Here is a 6057-nt window from a genome sequence, read left to right as displayed (position 1 = left end):
TCCCTTTTGACGGATTAGCTGTTTCAATGCCACATATAGGAGGTGTCGAAATCGCAGATGATTGTGAGATTGGCGCAAATTGCACCATCGCAGGTGGAACTATTTTTCCGACCAGAATATTGACGAATGTCAGGATAGACGATCAGGTGTTTATCGCACACAATTGTTACATCGGTGAAGGAACCGCAATAATTGCTCAATCGGAAATAAGTGGCAGTGTAATAATTGAAAAAAATTGTTGGATTGGTCCGGGTAGCTCAATCACACAAAAAGTGACAATTGGGGAAAGGTCACTTATTGGTATAGGGTCGAATGTTACGTCTAACGTTGAACCCGGTTCGGTCTCTGCCGGAAACCCGGCAAAAAAAATCAGGGATAACAAATGAACCGGAATTTGCGTTATTGGTTTAGGGTACTTTGGATTGCCTCTTGCAATAGGGTTTCAAAATGCGGAATAAAAAACTGGCACCCTTTTTTGCTTTCACGCTGTTGCTGGGTAGCTGTGCCACCCGGGAACAGTTTATAGAAAGGTTCACCGATCACCCTTCGGCGCGGATTCATTGTGCTGATGTTTATGAAAAAGAAGCTGAAGAGGATGTCAAAGGGACAGTGGGGGATGCTAACTATGAGGCCTGTCTTGAACAGTGGGCTTTAGAACAAGCAGAGCAGACGACTAAAAATATCAATGAATGTGTAATGGTTATGTCTCTACCCCTCTTTACTGCTCCTTTTGTATTTGTCTGTTTTTGGGCTTTGTCCTGAGTCGATAAGCGTTCAAGAGCGCACCTACGGCAATAATTAGTTTCCCCGGATTACTGACGATATCCGCCATCATGGTGATATCCGGCTTACCATACTGCGTTACGGGAACCTCTATTTCCTAGCTCATGCAATCTTACGGAGTAGGTATAAGCGTACCGCTATGAGTTATATGCCGTTATACTGTTGCACCTGTTCGCAAAGGATAATCACGTATTAGAAAAAAGATTGTATGCCTGTTTGCTCGCGCCCCAGAATAAGAGCGTGGATATCGTGAGTTCCTTCGTAGGTGTTGACGGTTTCTAGATTCATGACGTGTCGAATAACGTGATATTCATCAGAGATACCGTTACCACCATGCATATCTCGCGCTATGCGGGCGATGTCTAGCGCCTTGCCGCAGTTGTTGCGTTTCATAAGTGAGATGGCTGAGGGAGCGGCTTGGTTGGTATCCATGAGGCGGCCTAGTTGTAGCGCTCCGTGCAGGCCGAGGGCGATTTCGGTTTGCATATCGGCAAGTTTTTTCTGAATGAGTTGATTGGCAGCCAGGGGACGTCCAAACTGCTTGCGGTCTAGAACGTAGCGTCTCGCTTGATGCCAGCAGAACTCGGCGGCTCCCATAGCACCCCAGACAATGCCATAGCGGGCTTTGTTGAGGCATCCGAAGGGACCGGAGAGCCCTCGCGCTCCGGGTAACCGGTTGGTTTCTGGCACTTTAACGCCATCTAGTACAATCTCACCGGTAACGGAGGTGCGCAGAGAAAATTTACCTTCTATTTTTGGCGTAGAAAATCCGGCTCTATCACGCTCAACAATAAAACCGGCGATGGTGTCATCGTCTGTTTTGGCCCAGACGATAGCCACGTCAGAGAGGGGTGCATTGCTAATCCACATTTTAGCACCTGTAATCTCGTAGCCGTCTTTTGTGCTACGGGCGCGGGTTATCATCCCGCCCGGATCTGAGCCGTGGTCGGGTTCGGTTAAACCAAAGCAACCTATCAATTCACCGGACGCTAAGCCGGGCAACCAGATGCGGCGTTGTTCTTCAGAGCCGTAAGCATAGATGGGATGAATAACCAACGAGTTTTGAACACTCATGGTGGAGCGATAACCGCTGTCCACTGCCTCTATTTCGCGGGCTGCAAGGCCGTAGCAGACGTGGGATAATCCGACACCACCATATTCCGCCGGCAGGGTTATAGCGAGCAAGCCTGCTTGCCCCAAATCCTGAAATAAGCTGCGGTCAAAGGTTTCGTGGCGGAAAGCATCGCCTACGATGGGCATTAGTCTGTTTTTGGCAAAGCTACGGGCTGTATCCTGAGTGAGGCGCTCTTCTTCGGTAAGGGAGTTACTCAGCAACAATGGGTCTTCCCAGTTGAATGATGGCGGTTTCTGCAGAGGGCTTGCAGCTTGATTGCTTGTGGCTCGGGAGAGTTTCGTTGAAGACATAATGGGCACTTAATCTTTCATAAAAGATGGACAGGAGAGAGGAGAGCATAATAGCGCACTGGAGTTATAGCATGTACTAGGATTATAATATCCCAAAGCGGTTGCGCGATTGCATTACGTTACACGCCTCTTGATATTGATGTGACAGGCGCTTAATTAACTCTCCTACCGGAGGACTATCGGTAATGCTACCCACACCCTGACCGGCTCCCCATATATCCCGCCAGGCCTTCGCCTTGGAGGCTCCACCGGAGCCAAAATCCATATTTGTTTTACTGCCCTCCGGCAGATCATCCGGGTCAAGACCCGCCGCCGCAATGGAAGGCTTCAGGTAATTGCCATGAACACCGGTAAACAGTGATGAATACACAATGTCATGAGCGGTTGTGTCCATAAGCATTTGTTTGTAGCGAGGGTCGGCGTTGGCCTCTTCAGTGGCAATAAAGCGGCTACCGATATAAGCAAGATCAGCCCCCATGGCCTGTGCCGCCGCAATGCCATAGCCATCAGCAATAGCACCCGATAGCAAAACAACGCCATCAAACCACTCCCGCACTTCTCTTACCAGAGCAAAAGGACTCAAGGTTCCCGCATGACCCCCCGCGCCTGCGCAAACCAAAATAAGCCCATCCACACCTTGCTCGGCGGCCTTGCGGGCATGACGCATGTTGATAACATCATGAAATACAAGACCTCCATAACTATGCGCCGCATCTACCACCTCTGTCGGTGGACGCAGACTGGTAATGATTATGGGAACTTCATGCTTGGTGCAGATTTCAATATCTCCTGATAAGCGATCGTTGGAACTATGGCAAATCTGGTTAACTGCAAAGGGTGCTACTCTGGCATCGGGATTAGACTCTTGATGCTCCGACAACTCATCCTTAATACGCAAAATCCAATCCTCCAACAAAGATTGAGGCCGTGCATTAAGAGCCGGAAAAGAACCCACAATTCCCACCTTAGACTGGGCTATCACCAAATCCGGACCGGAAATAATAAACAAAGGAGCACCAACCGCAGGCAAGGCCAGGTGGTCGGCAAGGTTTGTTGGTAATGTCATAGAGATTTCTCCGGTTTTTTTGTGTCTGGTGACTTCACGTATAATCTAATCCAAGTTCTATCCAAGCGCTAAACTCTTTTCTCTATAAAGAGGATTTGTTATGCTCCATAGCAATTGTGATTTAAGAGGAACCTCTCATGATGAAAACAAGGTTTACCGAAACTTTCGGCATTGAGCATCCCATCGTTCAGGGCGGCATGCAATGGGTCGGACGCGCAGAGCTCGTAGCCGGAGTAGCAAACGCGGGCGGCTTAGGATTTATCACGGCCTTAACCCAGCCTACGCCGGAAGATTTAACAAAAGAAATCGCCCGAACTAAAGAGATGACTGACAAACCGTTTGGTGTGAACCTGACAATTTTACCGGCACTTAAGCCGCCGCCTTATGAAGAATATCGTGCGGCTATCTGTGAGTCAGGCATAAAAATTGTAGAAACCGCAGGACAAAATCCGGCGCCTCATCTGCCGCACTTCAAAGAATATGACATTAAGGTACTGCACAAATGCACCTCTGTGCGCCATGCGGTAAAGGCAGAAAGCATAGGCGTGGACGGTATTTCTATTGATGGATTTGAGTGCGCTGGTCATCCGGGAGAGGACGACACGCCTGGACTTATTCTTATTCCGGCCGCCGCTGATAAAGTGAGTATCCCCATGATTGCCTCCGGTGGCTTTGGCGATGGACGTGGGCTCGTTGCAGCTCTGGCGTTAGGAGCCGACGGTATCAATATGGGTACTCGCTTTATGTGCACGAAAGAATCTTGCATTCACGAGAATATCAAGCAGCAGATTGTGAAGAACACCGAGCTGGATACGGATTTAATTTTCCGCACCTTGCACAACACGGCGCGGGTGGCAAAAAACAATGTAAGCCGGGAAGTTGTCAATATAGAGCGCCGCCCGGGTGGGGCTGGCATTGAAGATGTTTCACACCTTGTTTCGGGTAAGCGGGGTCGGGTGGTCTACGAGGAGGGCGATCCGGACCACGGCATCTGGTCGGCGGGTATGGTGCAGGGATTAATCCATGATGTGCCAAGCTGTCAGGAACTCATAGGTGGCATTATGGCCCAGGCAGAAGAGATTATTAACGCCCGCCTTGGCGGATCGGTTTGCGTCTCTCAAGCCGCTGAATAAATTAGAAGCATCTACTGCGCTTTATTTTTGTGGCGCAGATGGATATAGACAGTGCCTAAAACAGGGCGATGACTTCTTTGGCAATCATAATGCCTAGAATCAGCCACGATACCATAAACACGGAAAAGCGCATCATAACGCGGTTTGCGATGCACTGGATAAGAGAGTGCACAATACGCAAGATGACAAAGGCCCATGCTAACCCAACGCTAAAGGGATCTACATGGCCTACCGCCCAGATAGCTACCACCATGGCGTAGAACAGTGTGGGTTGTTCAAAGAGGTGGTTATAATTATCAGAAATCTGCCGCACATTATCGGGCAACACGTTTAGTGATCCGGGAATGGCGGCATCCTGCGGGTCTATTTTGGCTTCTGTCATGGCAGGAATACGGGTGGCATACATCCAGACCATGATGATGAACGTCCAGGCTGCAAGCACAATAAGGGGGGTAAAAATAGCTGCGTTTTGCATAATGCTCTCCTGTGGTTATATGACGCAGTGCGTCAGTTGAGGGTGCACTGCTAAAATGCACCCATTAAAATCCACCCCTTACATAGCCCCCGCTTTTTGCGCATAAAGCCAACCTGCTTCAGCTAACGGACGCACCCGCGCCGCATTTTGCTCGGCATGTTCGCTAGCCGCCGTTCCGTCTCGCACACGCCCCACGATACCCTGCAAAATGCCCGCAATACGGAAGAAATTATACGCCAGATAAAAGTCAATGTTACCCAATCCATCGCGTCCGGTGCGTTCACAATAAAGACGGGTGTATTCCTCAATAGTCGGGATGCCAAGAGCGGGTAAATCTGATTCTGCCAACCCCTTGTTGCCGTCTCCCGCAGGCATAATCCATGACATAAGATGATAAGAAAAATCCGCCAAAGGATTCCCCAACGTAGAAAGTTCCCAATCTAACACGGCAATCACACGCGACTCGGCTGGGTGAATAATCATATTGTCCAGACGATAATCACCATGAACAATTGTGGTCGTGTCATCATCAGGAATGTTGTTAGGCAGCCATTCAATGAGTTTGTTCATAGCCTCTATCCTCTCTGTTTCAGAGGCTTGATATTGTTTTGTCCAACGTGAAATTTGACGAGCAAAATAATTGCCCGGTTTGCCGAAATCCGTCAGGCCCATTATTTCGTAGTCCAACATGTGAAGTTGCGCCAGAGTTTTGTTTTTGGCATCAAAAATAGCAGCGCGAGAATCACGGCTTTCGTCCGGTAATGTAAGATCCCAGAAAATTCGCCCTTCCACCATATCCATCACATAAAACATAGTGTCGATGATGTCATCGTCCTCACACAGACAGTAAGGACGTGGAACCGGAAAGTCTGTGTTATAAAGTGCGCTGATGATACGGAACTCTCTGTCTACCGCATGAGCTGAAGGCAACAATTTTCCGGAAGGTTTACGGCGCAGCACATATTTCTGTTTAGGGGTCACCAACTGATAGGTAGGGTTAGATTGCCCCCCTTTAAACTGACGCACCGTTAAAGGGCCTTCGTAATTTTCTATGTGTGCAGCCAGATAGTCATCAAGACGTTGTTCATCAAAGCGGTGAGTGGCCGATACGTCTTGGGTTCCTGTGAACTGCTCCTGTCGGGTGGCGGCCATGGTTGGTTCTTTCCTCGATTATT

Annotated in this window: 7 protein-coding genes; 3 read left to right on the top strand and 4 right to left on the bottom strand. The window is 49.0% G+C overall.

The window, feature by feature from the left end:
- Positions 1 to 386 (top strand): DapH/DapD/GlmU-related protein (locus V6Z81_06735; GenBank protein ID MEG9862182.1); only part of this gene is annotated, 386 nt, incomplete at its 5' end.
- A 61-nt stretch (positions 387 to 447) separates the two neighbouring features.
- A complete protein-coding gene (locus V6Z81_06730; protein ID MEG9862181.1) occupies positions 448 to 762 on the top strand; it encodes a hypothetical protein in 315 nt (104 codons plus the stop codon).
- Positions 763 to 975: 213 nt separating this feature from the next.
- Here V6Z81_06730 and V6Z81_06725 read toward each other — a convergent pair whose 3' ends face one another.
- Complete coding sequence (locus V6Z81_06725) at positions 976 to 2118, bottom strand: acyl-CoA dehydrogenase (GenBank protein MEG9862180.1); 1143 nt, start codon at positions 2116 to 2118, stop codon at positions 976 to 978.
- A 172-nt stretch (positions 2119 to 2290) separates the two neighbouring features.
- Positions 2291 to 3274, bottom strand: a complete 984-nt coding sequence (locus V6Z81_06720; GenBank protein MEG9862179.1) for a nitronate monooxygenase family protein — start codon at positions 3272 to 3274, stop codon at positions 2291 to 2293.
- Between the two features lie 137 nt (positions 3275 to 3411).
- Between V6Z81_06720 and V6Z81_06715 the strand changes: the two genes are divergently transcribed.
- Complete coding sequence (locus tag V6Z81_06715) at positions 3412 to 4407, top strand: nitronate monooxygenase family protein (GenBank protein MEG9862178.1); 996 nt, start codon at positions 3412 to 3414, stop codon at positions 4405 to 4407.
- A 55-nt stretch (positions 4408 to 4462) separates the two neighbouring features.
- Here V6Z81_06715 and V6Z81_06710 read toward each other — a convergent pair whose 3' ends face one another.
- Both V6Z81_06710 and V6Z81_06705 read right to left on the bottom strand, forming a co-directional pair.
- The gene (locus tag V6Z81_06710; protein ID MEG9862177.1) at positions 4463 to 4882 is read right to left on the bottom strand and encodes an MAPEG family protein; all 420 of its coding nucleotides are present in this window, start codon (positions 4880 to 4882) and stop codon (positions 4463 to 4465) included.
- A 78-nt stretch (positions 4883 to 4960) separates the two neighbouring features.
- Positions 4961 to 6034: a phosphotransferase gene (locus V6Z81_06705; GenBank protein MEG9862176.1), complete on the bottom strand. Its 1074-nt coding sequence runs from the start codon at positions 6032 to 6034 to the stop codon at positions 4961 to 4963.
- Positions 6035 to 6057: the final 23 nt, after the last annotated feature.

This window comes from Parvularculales bacterium (genome assembly GCA_036881865.1).
In the GTDB taxonomy this organism is placed as follows: Bacteria; Pseudomonadota; Alphaproteobacteria; order JAPOUT01; family JBAJNM01; genus JBAJNM01.
The sequence above is the reverse complement of the archived record's forward strand: the minus strand, read 5'-3'. Positions and strand labels throughout refer to the sequence as shown.